This window comes from Calidithermus chliarophilus DSM 9957 (assembly GCF_000430045.1).
In the GTDB taxonomy this organism is placed as follows: Bacteria; Deinococcota; Deinococci; order Deinococcales; family Thermaceae; genus Calidithermus; species Calidithermus chliarophilus.
The window spans coordinates 49,307-63,592 of record NZ_KE387028.1 but is presented as its reverse complement, the minus strand read 5'-3'; the positions used below and the strand labels follow the sequence as shown (position 1 = coordinate 63,592).

Here is a 14,286-nt window from a genome sequence, read left to right as displayed (position 1 = left end):
CATATGTTATCCTCGGGGCAGTGGTTGAATGATCGTTCATGTGTTGAATGGTTATTCCCGACAGGAGGCCCGATGAACCCCAACCCCCGCCGAACCGCCCCCGCCCCCGTGCAGGACCCCGCCCCGGAGGCCCCCGAACTGTGCTACCTCGTCGAGGGCATGGACTGCGCCGACTGCGCCAACAAGATCGAGGCCCTGGTGAACCGCACCCCCGGAGCGTCTAACCCCCGCGTGGCCTTCACCACGCAGGTGCTGCGGCTCAACCTGGACGAGTCGGTCACGCCGAGGGAAAGCCTGGAGGCCAGGATACGCTCCCTGGGCTATAAGCCCACCCTGCGGGTCCCGGACGGTACCAAAAGCCATACCCACCCGGAAGAGGCCGCCCATCACCCTGACCGGGGTGAGGCTAGGGCCCAGGACGGCGAACACGTCCACGAGCTGGAGGACAAGCCCTGGCACGCCACCCGCCAAGGGCGCGAGGTGATCACTACCGGCGTATTGCTGGTGGCGGCCCTCGTCTTCGGCTTTATCGAGCCGCAGCTTTCACGCTGGGGCTACATCGCTGCCACCCTGATCGGGGTCTGGCCGCTGGCCCGCAAGGCCTGGGCCGGGGTGAGGCTGGGCAACCCCTTCAGCATCAACACCCTGGTCACCATCGCCGCCATCGGCGCGGTCGTGATCGACGAGGCCCCCGAGGCCGCGGTGGTGGTCTTCCTGTTCGCGGTGGGCGAACTGCTGGAAGGCATCGCTGCCGGAAGGGCCAGGGCAGGGATCAAAGCCCTAGCCGCCCTGGCCCCCAAGACCGCTTTCCTCCTCGAGGGGGAAGGGGAAGACATCCGTACCCGCGAGGTCCCCGCCAGTAGCCTGCGGGTCGGGCAGGTGGTGCAGGTGCGCCCGGGCGGGCGGGTCCCCGCCGACGGCACCATCCTGAGCGGGTTCTCGGCCCTGGACGACTCGCCGGTGACCGGAGAATCGGTGCCGGTCAGCAAGGGCCCCGGTGACCGCGTGTTTGCTGGCTCCATCAACACCGACGGGGTGCTCGCCGTGCGGGTGGACAAGGACCCCTCCGACAACACCATTGCCCGCATCATCCACCTCGTCGAGGAGGCCCAGGGGTCCAAAGCCCCCACCGCCCGCTTCATCGACCGCTTCAGCCGCTACTACACCCCTGGGGTTCTGGCGGTCGCGACCTTGATCGCGGTGGTCCCCCCCCTGTTCCTGGGCGGAGCCTGGCACGAGTGGCTCTACAAGGCCCTGGCGATCCTGCTGATCGGCTGCCCCTGCGCGCTGGTGCTCTCGGTGCCGGCGGCCATCACCTCGGCCATCTCGGCGGGGGCGCGGCGGGGCCTGTTGATCAAGGGGGGCGCGGTGCTGGAGACCCTCGCCCGCGTCCGCACCGTCGCCTTCGACAAGACCGGCACCCTGACCGCCGGCAAGCCCAGGGTGATCGATGTGGTTGCCCTGGAAGGCTCCGAGGCCGAACTGCTGGGCCTCGCCGCTGCGGTCGAACAGGGCTCCTCCCACCCCCTGGCCAAAGCCATCGTGGAGAAGGCCGACGAGGTGGGGGCCACGGCGCCCCCTTCCAGCGACCAGCAGGCCGTCCAGGGCAAGGGGGCACAAGCCATCGTGCAGGGCCGAACCCTGGTGGTCGGCTCGCCCAAGTACGCAGCCGAGCTCGCTCCCCTGGCCGCAGAGGTGGCCGGGCAGATCGAGGCGATGGAGCTCCAGGGCAAGACCGTGGTGCTGCTCCTGGACCCTCCTGCCTTGCTGGGCTTGATCGCCATCCGCGATGAGCCCCGTCCCGATGCGCGGGAGGCCTTGAGCCAACTCAAGCAGCTGGGCGTGGAGGGTGTGATGCTCACCGGGGACAACGCCCGCACCGGCCAGGCCATCGCCGAGGGGCTGGGCCTGGAGGTGCGGGCCGAGCTGATGCCGGAGGACAAGCTCCGCATCATCGGCGAGCTCAGGCGAGCGGAGAAGGGGAATCAGAAGGTGGCGATGGTGGGCGACGGCATCAACGACGCGCCCGCCCTGGCCCAGGCCGACGTGGGCATCGCCATGGGAGGGGGCACCGACGTGGCCCTCGAGACCGCCGACGCCGCGCTGCTCAGGAACTCCGTAACGGGCGTGAGCGACCTGATCCGGCTCTCGCGGGGCACGATGCGGGTCGTGGCGCAGAACATCGCCTTCGCGCTGGGCCTGAAGGCGGTGTTCCTGGCCACCACCCTGCTGGGCGTCACCGGGCTGTGGCCCGCCATTTTGGCCGACACCGGGGCCACCGCGCTGGTCACGCTGAATTCACTGCGGCTGCTGCGCTTCCGGTGATCCTGATGGCCGGCTTTGCACCATGCTTCCGGCGCCGCCCCCGACTGGTCGGGCCCCGGGCGCGGGCGGCCCGCGGGGAGGGGGGCGAATGAGCCGCGGCACGCGCTGGCTCCCGCTGGTCCTGGTGGGGCTGTGGGTGGGCCTGGACTTTGCCCTCAAGGGGTGGTCGCTGGGCCACCTCGAGCCCGGCCACCCCCAGCCGCTAGCCCCCGGGGTGCTCTCGCTGGCGCTGGGCTTCAACCCCGGCGCGGCCTGGGGGCTGCTGTCGGGCCAGACTGGGTTGCTGGTGCTGGTCCGGCTGGGGGTGGGGCTGGCCCTGCTGGGCTACCTGGCCTGGAAGGCCCCGCCCCCAGCCGCCGGCGTGGCGCTCTCGCTGATCGCGGGCGGGGCCTTGGGCAACGGGCTGGACCAGCTGGTCGACGGCACGGTGGTGGACATGCTCTACTCGCACACCCTGTCCGTGCTGACCCGGTCCCTCTATGGGCAGGACTACCCGGTCTTTAACCTGGCCGACGTGTGGCTGGTCTCGGGGGTTGTCCTGCTCTTGGTCCCGCGGGCGCGTCCTGTACGCTGGAAGGAGGATCGGCATGGGCGGTAGCCCTGGCGCTAAACCCGTTGGCCCCCGTTCGCTCCGTCCTCGATGCCACGCTCCTCGTTGCCGTGCTGGCCCTGGTGGCGGTGGCGGCGGTACTCTGGAAACGGGTTGGGCGCGGGAGGTAGGCGCATGAGCCGGGGCCACGAGCACGGCAAGGCCGCCCGTGAGGTGCCCGAAGCCCGGCTGCGCTGGGCTTTAGCCCTGACCGGGGGTTATCTGCTGGCCGAGGTGGTGGGCGGGCTGGTCTTCGGCAGCCTGGCGCTCCTGTCCGACGCCGCCCACATGTTCACCGACGTGATGGGGCTGCTGATCGCGCTCCTGGCGATCCGGCTAGGCCAGCGGCCGGCGGACCCGAAGCGCACCTTCGGCTACCGCCGCCTCGAGATCCTGGCGGCGGCCGTGAACGCCGCGGTGCTGTTCGTCGTGGCCTTTTACATCCTCCTCGAGGCCTACCAGCGCCTGCGCGAGCCCGCCGAGGTGCAGAGCCTGCCCATGCTCCTGGTTGCCGTCGGCGGTCTGGCGGTGAACCTGATCGCGGCCCGCCTCCTGATGGGCGGGAGCCGGGAGAGCCTCAACGTGCGGGGAGCCTACCTCGAGGTGCTCTCCGACCTGCTGGGTTCGGTGGCGGTGATCGCCGGGGCGGTGGTGATCTTCTTCACCGGCTGGGGCTGGGTGGACCCGCTGCTGGGGGCGCTGATCGGTCTGTGGGTGCTGCCCCGCACCTGGGTGCTGCTCTCGGCCAGCGTGAACGTCCTGCTCGAGGGGGTGCCCGAGGGGGCGGACCTTTTAAAGCTGCAGGCCGAGCTGGAGGCGCTGCCCGGCGTGCAAGAGGCCCACGACCTGCACGTCTGGGCCACGACCGGCGGGGAGCACAACCTCTCGGTGCACTTGGTGATGGACACCCCAGACGTCAACGTGATCCCCCTGGCCCGGGCGGTGGCCGAGGGCCACGGGATCGGGCACGTCACGGTGCAGCTGGAGACCCCGGCCCTGCGCGCGGCCGAGGAGCACGCCCACCCGCGCTGGGAGTAACCCTAGGAGGTAAACATGCAGGCACACTCAACGGACGAAGTACAGTTCATCAGACGCGCCGACTAAGAGGTGAACATGCAGACCCTTCCGAGCAAGAATCCAACCCGCGCCAGGCCCTGGCTCCGGTTCGCAGGGCTTGCGCTGGTGACGGCCCTGGCCGCGCTCGTCTGGGACGCCCTGACCCCGCGCTCCGAGGCCCGCTTCGCGCTGCACATGATCCCCCACCACGCCCAGGCGGTGGAGATGGCCCGGATGCTGCAAAGCCGCACCGACGACGCCACCCTACAGGCTACCGCCGCCGACATCATCGCTACCCAGCAGTCGCAGATCGAGCAGATGAGGACCTGGCTCCCCGTGTGGCGACGCCCCCTCATGGGGCTCCTCCGCCACGGCCTCAGCCCCCGGCAGGTGGCCGAGATGGGCATGGCCAGCGAGGCAGAGATGCGGGCCTTCGCCGCGCTCACCGGGCGCGAGGCCGAGGCCCGCTTCCTGCAGCTGATGATCCGGCACCACCAGGGGGCCATCGCCATGATGGGGCCGGCCCTGGAAGCGGCGCAGAACCCCGCGGCCCGGCGGCTCCTGGCGGCGATGGCCGGCAGCCAGGCCCTAGAGATCGAGTCCATGCGGCAGCTGCTCGATCAGCGGGGCGGAGAGCCGCTCGAGCCGCCCCCTGCCGCCGGGCACCCGCACTGAGGCGGACCCCCGGCGAACGCCCGGATCCCCGGGTGTCCTCAGAGCGTCACGAAGGGCTCGAGCCGTCCCTTGACGAGGGCCAGCACCCGGTAGGGCTGGGTCTTGGGGCCGGGCATCCCCGTCCAACCCTTGGGGTACCCCTCGGGGGGGCCTTATAGGCCGTTTTACGTGGTCGAGGGTTTCGAACCCGTCCAGGACGGCCCTCCTACACGGGATGGGTCCAGGAACGGGCAAGCTGGGCCAAGTCCAGGGAAGAAGGGGGGCGGGGGAGGGGAGGGAGGGGGGCTCGAGGGGGTGCGGGGCCGGGGCTCGAGCCCCCGAAGCCCCGAAACCCAGAAGCCCAAAACCCCCTATGGGGTTTGGGGGTTTAAGGGTTTGGGGGTCCGGGCCCCTCGAGCCCGCCCCGCGCCCGTGGACCGGGGTACAGACCGTGCGGCACGCACGTTCGGTCCCGGGCGCAACCCCACAGCATAGCGGGGGCCGTGCCCCCCCCGGGGCGCTTAAGAATTTTTTCGGAAACCGGCGTTTCCGTAAAGTAACGCCGGCTAAGCCTGTGGCCCCCCTGACCGTCCAGCCGCCGTTCCTGCTACTCCGGCCCGGTGGTTCTGTTTGGGCGTCATGTAGGATAGCACGTGGTCGAAGGGCTTCACCAGCAGCTTGGCCACTGCCGTCCGGGGGAAAACAGCAAGAAATGGAACGGCTCGAGCATGCCCCTGACGGTCGTGCTGAGCGCTTTCAGGTCATCCGGCCTGCCCGTTCGGTCGACGGAGGGCCGGAAGGCCTTCAGAGCCATCACGGTCACGGCGATCCCGACCGGGGCCGCGTTGCCCGCATCGGGGAAGTTCCGGTCCCGCCAGCGCTTCAGGTAACGCACGACCCGGTGGAACTGCGAGCGCTCCTCGCCCTGGAGGTGCTCAGCCACCAGTTTCAGGAAGCCCTTGAGGGCGCTCCTGATCCACTCGCGCGAGGAAAAGCGCGAGTGGGTTTTGCCTTCGCCAGGTACAGCCTGCCGTGCTTGTCGGGGCCGGAGATCGCCAGGTCCAGGGGAGAGATATGAAACAGAACGTGCCGAGGTTAACCTCGAAAGGTACCGGGGCTACCCTTAATGAAAGCTCTAGGAGGGTTGCAAATTCCAGAGCGCCTTTGTATTAGGATTAGGACAGAGTCTAGGTGGCAGTTGACAGTAGGACAAAGAAACAGTCCCTGTCGTGTTTAGGGGTTTGATATCCCCACGCACTGGTTCGCCACCGCAGCCAGGTCTAGGCTTTTGACTTGATTGCATTGGAGGATCTATGCGTAAGAACGTGCTCAAGCTTCAGAGGCTCCAGGTGAAGGACAAGCGCGTCAACGGCATGGTGATGCCTAGCTGCAGCTCGTGCTACTCCAGCAGCTGCACGGGCGGGGGCTGCCAGACGACCTACTGCCCCTAGCGTCTGAGCCTACCGCAACTGTCGGCAAGGAGGCGGAACCTTGGCTGCGGTGCCGGGCACAAAGGTTCGGGTTGGTCCGGGCCTTTGTGCCCATATTCCTTTGGGGTCAAGGGCATGATGGCGATACAGGATGTGGTTTTCGGGTTTCGCTACGCGATGAGGATTGCGCCGGCGGAGTTGGCGTTCACCGCGGCAACCACCTTGCTCCAGGGCCTGCTCCCTGCAGTGGTGGCTTGGCTGACCCAGCTTGTGGTCAGCCAACTGGCCGCTCTGCTTGGCGGAGGAACAGCGGACCGGCAGGATTTCCTAACCACGGCAGCGGTGCTGGGCTTGGCGGTGGCAGGGCAGTACCTCATTAGCCCGTTCGCGTCGTACGTGCAAACCCGCCTGAACGAGAAGGTTTCGGGGCTGGCCCGGCTCTCACTGATGGAGAAAGCCGCCCAGCTCAAGGATCTCCGGCCGTTCGAGGACCCACAGTTCTACAACGAGATCCAGCTGCTGCAGGAGCAGGCCCTGGCCCGGCCATCGATGTTCGTCCTACGGACCCTTTACCTCACTCAGAACCTCATCACTATCGCCGCCCTGCTCGCGCTCCTGTCCCCCATCGCTTGGTGGATCCCGGCGGTGGTGCTCGCCAGCCTCATCCCGCAAGTCGCGTTTGCCGCCAGCCTGCAGAACGGGATTTGGCGGGTGATGAGCCACACCATGGTGGAGGCGCGCAAGCTTGCCCACTACGCCACGGTGCTGCTCGACGCCCAGTTCGCCAAAGAAGTCCGGCTGTTCAACCTGGGCGCCTACTTCCTCAACCTGTACCGACGGACCTTCGAGACCATGGTCGCGGCCCGCACTCCCGCCCGGGTCCGGGCGCTAACGTTCGCTGCGGCGCTCGGAATGGTGAACCTCGGGGTCATCGCGGCCTGCGTCCTCTTCATCGCGGACCAGGCCTTGCGGGGGCTGGCGCAGGTCGGGGCGCTCGTACTGTTCCTGCAGGCGCTCGTCGGCATCCAGGACAACCTGGCGAACTTCATCCAGCTGTCGGCATCGTTCGCGGATGACCTGCTCTACATGCGCCAGCTTCAGCAGTACTTGGCGCGGGAGCCTGGGCTCCCGGAGAAGAAGCACGGGGTGAGGCTCGAACCCACCTTACCGCCCCGCGTCGAGTACCGAGACGTCAGCTTCGCGTACCTACCCGGGGTGCCCGTCTTGAAGGGCATCAGCCTGACCCTAGAGCCCGGCAAGGTCTACGCGATCGTGGGCGAGAATGGGGCGGGCAAGACGAGCTTGGTGAAGCTGCTGATGCGCTTCTACGACCCCACGGAGGGTCAGATCCTGGTTAACGGCCACGACCTGCGCGATCTCAACCTCGACGCTTGGCGCAGGCGCATCACCGCAGTTTTCCAGGACTTTGCACGCTACAACCTGACCGTGTTTGAGAACATCGCGCTCGGCGGAGTTGACCTCCCCCAGCTGGAGGCCCGGGTCGAGGCAGCGGCGGCCAAGTCGGGGATCGGACCCGTGGTGGACTCACTCGAGGCGGGCTACCAGACCCAGATCGGGCGGCCCTTCGGGGGAATCGAGCTCTCCGGCGGTCAGTGGCAAAAGCTCGCGCTTGCCCGAGGGTTCATGAGGGGCGAGACTGCCGATCTGGTTGTGCTGGACGAGCCAACTGCCGCCCTCGACCCTCGCAGCGAACACGAGCTCTATTTGAACTTTGCCGAGCTCAGCCGGGGCAAGACCGTCCTCCTCATCACCCACCGCCTGGCCTCGGTGCAGATGGCCGACCACATCTTCGTACTCAAGGATGGCTGTGTCGTCGAGCAGGGCTCGCACACCGAACTGCTGTGGCTCAACGGCGAATACCGCGCGCTGTGGGACTTGCAGGCAGCGGCATACAACACCCCTGTCGGCGCAAACGGCATTGTGGACTGAGTGCGTGAGGTACAAGGAATATGGAGTGGGAACTTGAACCGCTGCTCCTGGCAGCACACCCCGAATTCTACGAAAAGCCCGACCGGATCCCGATCTCGTACGAGCACCTCGAGGTGGTGCGCCGGTTGGTGCCTCCCTCGTGGGAGGTTATCCGCAGTGAGGTCTGGATCTTCGCCACGCCCCCAAACTACCCGGTTCGCCTCCAGGGTTGGAAGATCCACCTTTCATCCACGCTAGGACGGTCATTAGAGGTGCTCGAGCGGGCCTGCCGAGTCTGCGTTGAGCTGAACCTTGCCTTCAAGTGCGTCTCGGACCCTGGCCTCCTTACCCGGATGAATTCGAAGGGCTACCCTCGGCCTGCAGCGTGCAAATTCATCGTCGTCTACCCTAACTCGGACGAGCAGTTTAAGCACGTCTGCGAAGTGTTATACGAGGAGTTCAAGGGGTTCGAGGGTCCTTATGTGCTCTCGGACCGTAGGTACAAGGATTCCAAGGTAGTGCACTACTGCTACGGGGCGTTCTTGGGGAAGGCCGAGCTGTCGCTCGACGGCAGGGCTGCCCAGCAGCTGGTGGACCCGCACGGGAGTATCGTGCCAGACCTCCGGGTTCCCTACTGGCACTGCCCCGCTTGGGTCACCGACCCCTTCGACCCTGGCGAGGAGGATGAGGGTCCCACCGAGACCCTCACGTTGGGGCAGGGGCGCTTCGTGGTCGAGGGAGCGCTGTCGTTCAGTACCAGTGGCGGCGTATACCGGGCAACCGACTCTACGACAGGCGGGGCCGTGGTGATCAAAGAAGCACGCCCGTACACTTCCGAGAACGTGGGCGACGGGCTGGACGCCGTCGGCAGGCTCCGGAAGGAGTGGCGCTTGTTGGCGAAGCTCGCGCCTACTGAGCTGGTACCCGCCCCGGTCGCCCTGTTCGAGGAAGGCGAGCACCTCTTCCTCGCGGAGGAATTCGTTGAGGGCATGGACTTGGTGACGTTCGTGATGGGACACAACCCGGTGATCAGCCGGATCAACCCGGGCCCGGACGACCGCAGGCGGTACCTGGAGGAGATCGGCAAGGTCTGGTACCACCTCGCACTGGCGATGCTAGAGTTCAAACGGCATAACGTGCTCCACTGCGACTTTTCGGTGAGGAACGTGGTGCGTGGTGCTAACGGACCCCAAACGGGGGACTGTAAAGCTTATCGACCTCGAGAGCAGCGTGGAGTGCGGTGTGGACGCATTCAACCGCTTCTCGACCCCGGGGTTCGCCAGCCAACGGCACTTTCAGGAGGGGGCCCGGGACTGGGCGGACGACGCCTACTCCCTCGGGGCGATCTTTCTGCACAACCTGCTGCCGGGGAACTTGATGTTTCAGCTCGAGCCGGCGGCAGCTGGCCGTTTCCTGGACAGGGCTGCTGCGTACTTCGGGCTACCTAAGCAGGTCCACGGCGCCGGCGCCATCGCTGGGCTGCTGAGCCCCGACCCTGCGGAGCGGCCGACCGTCGAGGAGGTCGTGCGCGTCCTTGAGGACGGCGTGGTGCCACTGGAACCGCAGGACCTGGACACCTTGCCGCCGGAGGACGTGCTCGAGTCCGTCGTGGACCGGGCGGTGGAGTACATCCTGAGCAGCGCGGACTCCTCACGTGACACCCGCCTCTTCCCGGGTGACATCGCTTCCCGCCAGTCCAACCCGCTGAGCGTGGCCTACGGCGTGGCTGGGGTGGTCCACGCCCTCAAGACGATCGGGAAGCCGGTTCCAGGCTGGGTCTTGGCTTGGGTTCTCGACAAAGGCTACCGCCACCTCAACGCCGAGCGGATGACCCCTGGGCTCTACCTGGGGCTCTGCGGCGTTTCCTGGGTTCTGCGGGAGCAGGGCCTCGAGGACCTGGCAGATCGGCTGCTACGGCTCGCCTCCAGGCACCCGCTCCTGTTCGAGGAGAGCAGCCTTTTCTACGGGACGAGCGGCTACGGCCTCGCCTGCCTGGCGGCCTACGAGCGGACCCGGCAGCAGCGGTGGCTCGACGAGGCCGACCGGGCCGGGAGGGAGATACGGCAGCGAGCTGTAGAGAACCGGGAGACCCTGTGGACCTCCCAACAGCTGCAAAAGTACACCGGATACGCCCGGGGTGGAAGCGGCGTAGCTCTGTTTCTCCTGTACCTTGCGCACGCCACCCAAGACGCGGCGTACCTTGAACTCGGCAAGGAGGCGCTGGAGTGGGACCTGCGACATGTGATGCCTTATCCCGAAATGCCTGACGTCGATAGCCTCAAGCGAGACCCGAACGATCCTGACGACAACGTCGTTAGCCACTACTGGGTCGACGGGAGCGCGGGAGTGGTGACGGCGCTTCTGCGCTATTGGCGCTACACTGGGGAGACCCGCTACAAGGGGGTGCTCGACCGGCTCATCCCCGACTGCTGCCGCTGGTACACGGCCTTCCCCAACCTCTTCCAGGGGCTCGCTGGGCTGGGCAACACCCTTTTGGACGTGTATGAGTTCACCGGAGACCCGCGCTTCCTGCAGGAGGCCCACCGGACCGCCGACGGCATCCTCCTATTCCGGGTCGAGCGGCTGTCCGGGCTCGCCTTCCCCGGCCAGCAGCTGCTCAGGATCTCGACCGACTTCGGCACCGGGTCGGCGGGGATTATCGCATTCCTCGATCGCCTGCGCCGGGCACTCCGTGGTGAGCGCACCGAGAATTTCAACTTCATGCTGGACAGCCTGGTGCCTGAGTTTATCCGCGCAGCCGAACCCGTCCAAACCGCTGGGAGCGCCTGAATTTGGTATACGAACACCTCGAAAACGGCCTGCTGGTGGCGGTGTGCCCCGAACCGCGCACCGTCCTCTCCGCAGCGCGGCTGACGCTGCCTCTCGGGTATGCTGCCGACCCTCCAGGCTGGTCCGGCCTTGCGCAAGCGGTATTCGAGGCCACCTGGGGTGCCGTGGAGCCCTGGGTTGAGGCCCTCGAGGCCGGGGGCGTCACCGTCACGAAGGCGCTGGGGCCCCACACCGCCTCGCTCACCTTCGTGGCCCGCCGGAAAAAGCTACCGGAAGTCGTAAGCTTCCTGCGGGAGTTGCTCAGCGTTTCAGCCATACAAGGGGAGGCACTCATCCGGGGACTGCTGGACACTCGCGCCCGCAGCGAGCCCACCCCCTCGAGCGCAGAGCCCCCCGCAGTGGTGCTCCGGCGCCTCGTGTATGCGCAGAGTCACAACGGACTCCCGGCTTGGTCGGCCGGGCCGGGAGCGGCGCAGGCTGCCGCACTGCTCGCCCGGCTCGGCCCGGAGGGTGCCAACCTGGCCATCGTGGGGGCTGAGCAGCCAGAGGACCTGCTGGAGCAGGTCCGCGGTCTGCCTATAGAGGCGTTGCCCGTGACGTTCGGCCCCACCCGTACCGTGCGCGCCCGAAGCTTGGGACGCCACGCCGTCGTCGCGTGCGCGCTTCCGCCGCTCCCCCAGGATCCGGAGTCGTTTGTGTACACCCACATCCTCTGCCATGCTTTAGCCGCCGACACAAGCGCACTACTGGTGGAGGCGTTGCGCAACCGGGACGGACTGATCTACTCGGCCAACTGCTCCCGGGAACTGGCGGGGAGCTATGGCTTGCCCGTGGTCCTGCTCTCAACCGCGGCTGACCGGGCCAGACCGGCGTACCACGCGCTGGCGGGAGCCTTAGCCAGTGTAGGTGGCTGGCTGGACGATCCAAAGTTCGAGAAGTACCGCAGCCTCACGGTGCTCAAGCTCCTCGAGGAGGACCACGCCCCGGCCGCTCGAGCCGTGGCCTTGGCGGAGCACTTGGCCCTGTGGGGTTCTCCCCGGGCCCTCGATGATCTGGTAGCCCTCTGTGAGGCGGCGACATTGGAAGGATTGCTGGATCGGCTTGCTACCGCCGACCCGACCTGCCACTGGGCGGTGGTCGAATCGGATCAACCGCTGGAGGAGGGCTAAGGTGGCGGTCCTCACTTGGCATACGGGTATAGGTACCGGCCTCGGCGCCCTCGGGCTGCCCATGGACGGGTCGTCCTACGCTGCGATCGCGCTTTTCGTCAAGGCGGGAAGTCGCTGCGAGGAGAGCGGCCTCGAGGGCGTCGCCCACCTCGTGGAGCACCTGATCTTCCGCGAGACCCGGCGCCTGCTGGCCCCCGGTGGTGAGCTCGCCCGTTGCGGTGCCTGGGTCAGCGCCCACACGGCCAGAGACTACGTCTGCTACTTTGGGGTGACGCGACCGGAGCACGTTGCCACCCTCCTAGACGGGCTGGCCACCCTGGTATTCGCCCCTACGTTTGCGGCTGAGGACTTGATAGCGGAGAAGGCCGTTATTTTCAATGAAATGACCGAGACAAGCACCGACGCAATGGCGCGTGCCGTCGAGGCCGTCTGGCGGCGCATATCGGGGCGTAGCCTCAGCCCCATAGGCAGCGCTGCCGACCTACAGCGTGCCACTGTCGACGCGGTGCGCGCGTTCCACAGGAGGTGGTACACCCCTGCCAACGCCGCCGTCTGCGTCGGCGGGAACTTTGACTGGGACGAGGTGCTTGAGTGGGCGGAGCGAATCTCGCTGACTTCACCTTCCGATCCCCGCCCACCGACCGGGTACCACCCCCCTTGCCCGGCTGGCCTGTCCGGCGGCGCTCCAGGTCTTAGCGAACCGATCGCGGTTGCGGTGGTGCCAGGCGTGCCCCCGGGGCACCCCGACTTTGCGGCCGAGGCCGTAGTGCGGCAGATGCTCACCGACCGGCGCCTCCCTTTCGTCCAGGCGCTCGAGCTGGGCGGGGTGGCCACCTCGCTGCTCGTCGCGCCACAGGCCACAGCCGCGTGGACGGGCTGTTTCGTGATCGTGGGCTACGATGCCGAACTCCGGGGGGAGGTCGGTCCAGGGATCCAGGCGGCCTTCCGTGCCCTGGAGGGTGAGGGTTGCCCGGCTGGGTTGCTCGAGGGTCTGGAGGAACAGGTCGCCGTCGCCCATCTGCAGCTGACGGCGTCCCCGCTGGACCGGGTGCTCTCCTTGGGGGAGCAATTCACGCTCTATGGCCAGGTCCACGACCCGCATGAACTCGCCCTTGCTGTTGAGCAGCTGCGAACGGCCGACGTCGCCGCTTACTTGGCGCGGGCACCGTTTCCTCATCGGAGGTTTATGTCTTCCCCCCGTGAACCGGCGGCCGAGGTTGGCCCCAGCGCCTGTGGGTCATTCCTAGTAGGGCTGAAAATCCGGTGCGGCCAGGGGGTGCCTTGGCACCGCCCACATCATCCGTGAAATGTACCTTTCACGGATGATGTGCTACACTGAGGCCATCCCGGAGGGAACCATGAAGGAGATCTCCCACCCCGCCTTCGCCTACCCCGGCCTGGGGGGCGGCGAGGGCCGCTGCGAGGTCGAGGTCTACCGGCTGGGCCTGGTGGTGCTGGTGGTGCTGCGCGACCAGGACGACCACGGCGGCCCCTCGGTCACCAACGCCCTAGAGCAAGTCTGCCGCAAGGTGCGCCAGGAGCTGCTGGCCCCGCACGGCCTCGACCGGATGAGGCTGCACTGGATCCACTGGAGCCGCGCCGACGGCGTGGCCAGCACGGTCTCCTTCGCGGACTGGGAGCGGCTCGAGGGCCCGCGCTGGCACTACCTGAGCCCGGAGGGGTTCGCCAAGGTCCTGGCCGCCTTCGAGGCGGAGGACCCCCTCGAGCGCTGGCTCCGCGAGGGGGCGCTGGGGGTCGGGGCCTGGGAGGAAACCCGGGGCGAGCACCCCCTCCCCCGGCGCCGGCCGGGCTAGGAGGCCGGCGGGCGTGGCGGGTACAATCGGCAGGAATCGGCAGGACGGAGACGGAGGAGCAAGCTGTGGAGCCCGAGGAACGACCCGAAGACCAGCTCCCCGCCGGGGGGCCCGAGCGCCCGGTGGGCCAGGTGTACACCTGGGACGACTGCCGCAACCCCCGCCTGCTGCTGCTGCGCCGCGACCGCCCCGGCGGGCGGGCCACCTGGCGGCTGGCCGACCCCCGCGACGGGCGCACCCTCGCCGAGCGCACCGCCCCCCTCGACGCCGCCTCCCGGGCGCGCGCGGAGCTGCTGGAGGCGGCGCGGGCGCTGGTGCCCGGGGCGCTGCTGGTCGTCGACGAGGGCCTGCCCGGGGAGTGAGGGGAAGGGCGGCGGAGCGAGCGTGTCAGGACCCGTGGGTAACGGCGGCAACCCCCTCCCCGAGGGCGCGGCCGCGCAGCAGGGGCGGGAGCTCGCCGCCTACGAGCGCTACCTGCTGCTGGAGAAGGGCCACAGCCCGCGGGGGGTGCGGCGCTACCTCTACGACCT

Annotated in this window: 13 protein-coding genes; 12 read left to right on the top strand and 1 reads right to left on the bottom strand. The window is 67.8% G+C overall.

What is annotated here, in order from left to right:
* Positions 1-72 precede the first annotated feature (72 nt).
* The 4 genes from MEICH_RS0121750 (at position 73) to MEICH_RS0121735 (ending at position 4,645) form a co-directional block, all read left to right on the top strand.
* Positions 73-2,325 carry a heavy metal translocating P-type ATPase gene (locus MEICH_RS0121750; protein ID WP_157202967.1) on the top strand — a complete coding sequence of 751 codons (2,253 nt, stop codon included), beginning with the start codon at positions 73-75 and terminating at the stop codon, positions 2,323-2,325.
* A gap of 88 nt (positions 2,326-2,413) precedes the next feature.
* Positions 2,414-2,923 (top strand): signal peptidase II, encoded by a 510-nt coding sequence (gene lspA / locus MEICH_RS26465; RefSeq protein ID WP_051304424.1) that lies wholly within the window; start codon positions 2,414-2,416, stop codon positions 2,921-2,923.
* A gap of 126 nt (positions 2,924-3,049) precedes the next feature.
* Positions 3,050-3,952 (top strand): cation diffusion facilitator family transporter, encoded by a 903-nt coding sequence (locus MEICH_RS0121740; protein ID WP_027894361.1) that lies wholly within the window; start codon positions 3,050-3,052, stop codon positions 3,950-3,952.
* 75 nt (positions 3,953-4,027) lie between these two features.
* Entirely contained in the window at positions 4,028-4,645 is a 618-nt protein-coding gene (locus tag MEICH_RS0121735) for a DUF305 domain-containing protein (protein WP_036219987.1), read from the top strand.
* A 646-nt stretch (positions 4,646-5,291) separates the two neighbouring features.
* On the opposite strand, the gene MEICH_RS0121730 is transcribed toward MEICH_RS0121735, so the two are convergent.
* A complete protein-coding gene (locus MEICH_RS0121730) occupies positions 5,292-5,567 on the bottom strand; it encodes a hypothetical protein (protein ID WP_027894359.1) in 276 nt (91 codons plus the stop codon).
* A 370-nt stretch (positions 5,568-5,937) separates the two neighbouring features.
* On the opposite strand from MEICH_RS0121730, the gene MEICH_RS29030 reads away from it, so the two are divergent.
* From MEICH_RS29030 to MEICH_RS0121690, 8 genes are all read left to right on the top strand, one after another.
* Positions 5,938-6,075, top strand: a complete 138-nt coding sequence (locus MEICH_RS29030) for a class III lanthipeptide (RefSeq protein WP_157202966.1) — start codon at positions 5,938-5,940, stop codon at positions 6,073-6,075.
* A 114-nt stretch (positions 6,076-6,189) separates the two neighbouring features.
* On the top strand, positions 6,190-8,004 hold the full coding sequence (locus MEICH_RS26460) for an ABC transporter ATP-binding protein (RefSeq protein WP_051304423.1): 1,815 nt from the start codon (positions 6,190-6,192) through the stop codon (positions 8,002-8,004).
* 20 nt (positions 8,005-8,024) lie between these two features.
* Entirely contained in the window at positions 8,025-9,431 is a 1,407-nt protein-coding gene (locus tag MEICH_RS30370; RefSeq protein WP_027894358.1) for a class III lanthionine synthetase LanKC N-terminal domain-containing protein, read from the top strand.
* Positions 9,361-10,773, top strand: a complete 1,413-nt coding sequence (locus MEICH_RS30365; RefSeq protein ID WP_027894357.1) for a lanthionine synthetase LanC family protein — start codon at positions 9,361-9,363, stop codon at positions 10,771-10,773. The genes MEICH_RS30370 and MEICH_RS30365 overlap by 71 nt, the downstream gene beginning before the upstream one ends.
* Before the next feature lie 2 nt (positions 10,774-10,775).
* Positions 10,776-11,942: a peptidase M16 family protein gene (locus MEICH_RS0121705; protein ID WP_036219986.1), complete on the top strand. Its 1,167-nt coding sequence runs from the start codon at positions 10,776-10,778 to the stop codon at positions 11,940-11,942.
* 1 nt (position 11,943) lies between these two features.
* Positions 11,944-13,248: a M16 family metallopeptidase gene (locus MEICH_RS0121700; RefSeq protein WP_027894355.1), complete on the top strand. Its 1,305-nt coding sequence runs from the start codon at positions 11,944-11,946 to the stop codon at positions 13,246-13,248.
* A gap of 1 nt (position 13,249) precedes the next feature.
* Positions 13,250-13,756 carry a hypothetical protein gene (locus tag MEICH_RS0121695; protein ID WP_245587741.1) on the top strand — a complete coding sequence of 169 codons (507 nt, stop codon included), beginning with the start codon at positions 13,250-13,252 and terminating at the stop codon, positions 13,754-13,756.
* A 65-nt stretch (positions 13,757-13,821) separates the two neighbouring features.
* On the top strand, positions 13,822-14,118 hold the full coding sequence (locus MEICH_RS0121690) for a hypothetical protein (protein WP_027894353.1): 297 nt from the start codon (positions 13,822-13,824) through the stop codon (positions 14,116-14,118).
* The last annotated feature ends 168 nt before the right edge of the window (positions 14,119-14,286 follow it).